Annotated in this window: 2 protein-coding genes; one reads left to right on the forward strand and one right to left on the reverse strand. The window is 62.6% G+C overall.

All coding sequences use genetic code 11. From position 1 onward, the window contains the following. A partial coding sequence (gene obgE, locus EN984_RS34370) for a GTPase ObgE (RefSeq protein ID WP_127384343.1) occupies positions 1 to 576 on the reverse strand: 576 nt, incomplete at its 3' end. A gap of 134 nt (positions 577 to 710) precedes the next feature. Here obgE and EN984_RS34375 point away from each other — a divergent pair. Continuing rightward, positions 711 to 1469, forward strand: a 759-nt coding sequence (locus EN984_RS34375) for an endonuclease/exonuclease/phosphatase family protein (protein WP_127384344.1), incomplete at its 3' end; no start/stop codon positions are given.

The following is a 1469-nucleotide window of genomic DNA, read 5'->3' on the forward strand; positions in this document are numbered from 1 at the left end:
CGTGAACGGATAGTCGGCGATCTTCGGCTTGGCCGCGGTGACGGCGGCCAGGAATGTCGACTTGCCGGCATTCGGCAGCCCGACCAGTCCGGCATCGGCGATCAGCTTCAGCCGCAGCCAGATGTTGAGCTCCTGCCCCGGCAGGCCGGGGTTGGCGCGGCGCGGCGCCTGGTTGGTCGAGGTCTTGAAATGCTGGTTGCCGAAGCCACCATTGCCGCCCTTGGCGAGCAGAAAGCGCTGGCCGACCACGGTCAGGTCGCAGATCAGCGTCTCGTTGTCTTCTTCGAACACCTGCGTTCCCGCCGGCACTTTCAGCGTGACATCGGCGCCCTTGGCGCCGGTCATGTTGCGGCCCATGCCGTGGACGCCGGTCTTGGCCTTGAAATGCTGCTGGTAGCGGTAGTCTATCAGCGTGTTCAACCCGTCGACGGCCTCCAGCCAGACATCGCCGCCACGGCCGCCATCACCGCCGTCCGGCCCGCCGAACTCGATGAACTTTTCGCGCCGGAACGACACCGAACCAGCGCCACCGTCACCGGAGCGGATGTAGACCTTGGCTTGATCGAGAAATTTCATGGGATTGTACAGTTTCTACTAGTGGCCTTGCGGCATTGCTCTAAACCTTGGCCCTTGCTCTAAACCAAGGCGCGGCGAAGGGCGAGGCCGTTTTGTGACAATGGCCGCGCGGGATCGGCCGGAGAGATGCCGGAATGAAGCTTGTAACCTACAATATCCAGTACGGCATCGGCCTCGACGGGCAGTACGATGTCGGACGCATCGCTGATGCTGTACGCGGCGCCGATGTGATCGCTCTGCAGGAGGTGACCCGCAACAATCCCAGGAACGGCGGCCGCGACATGGTCGCCGAGATCGGCGAGGCGCTGCCCGACTACTTCGCCGTCTATGGCAGCAATTTCGAGGCCAATATCGGTTCGCACATCGACAATGGCCGCGCCATCACGAAAACCTTCCAGCTCGGCAACATGGTGCTGTCGAAAACGCCTATTCATCTGTCGCGCAACCTGCTTTTGCCGCGCAGCCGCAGCTTTGAGATGATGAACTTCCAGCGTGGCGCGCTGGAAGCGCTGATCGAGACGCCGCTTGGTTTCATCCGCTTCTATTCCATCCATCTCGATCACCGCAGCCCCGTCGAACGCGCCAGCCAGATCCAGTTCCTGCGCCAACGCATGCTGAACTACGCGCTCGAAGGCGGCGCGCTGTCCGGCGTCGCCGAGATCGGCCTGCCGGAATTGCCGCATCCCGAAGCCTTTGTCGGTATGGGCGATTTCAACATGTTGGCCGGCTCACCCGAATATATCGAACTCGCCGGCCGGCCGGATCATGAATTCGGCATGCCGCTGACCGCCGACTTCGCCGTTGATGCCGCCTTGCGCCTGAACGCCACCGGCGACGATCTCATCAGCTGGGTCGATCCCAGGCAACCCACCGATCCCAGCCGCCACAAGCGC

Source organism: Mesorhizobium sp. M7A.F.Ca.CA.004.12.1.1, from assembly GCF_003997835.1.
Classification (GTDB): domain Bacteria; phylum Pseudomonadota; class Alphaproteobacteria; order Rhizobiales; family Rhizobiaceae; genus Mesorhizobium.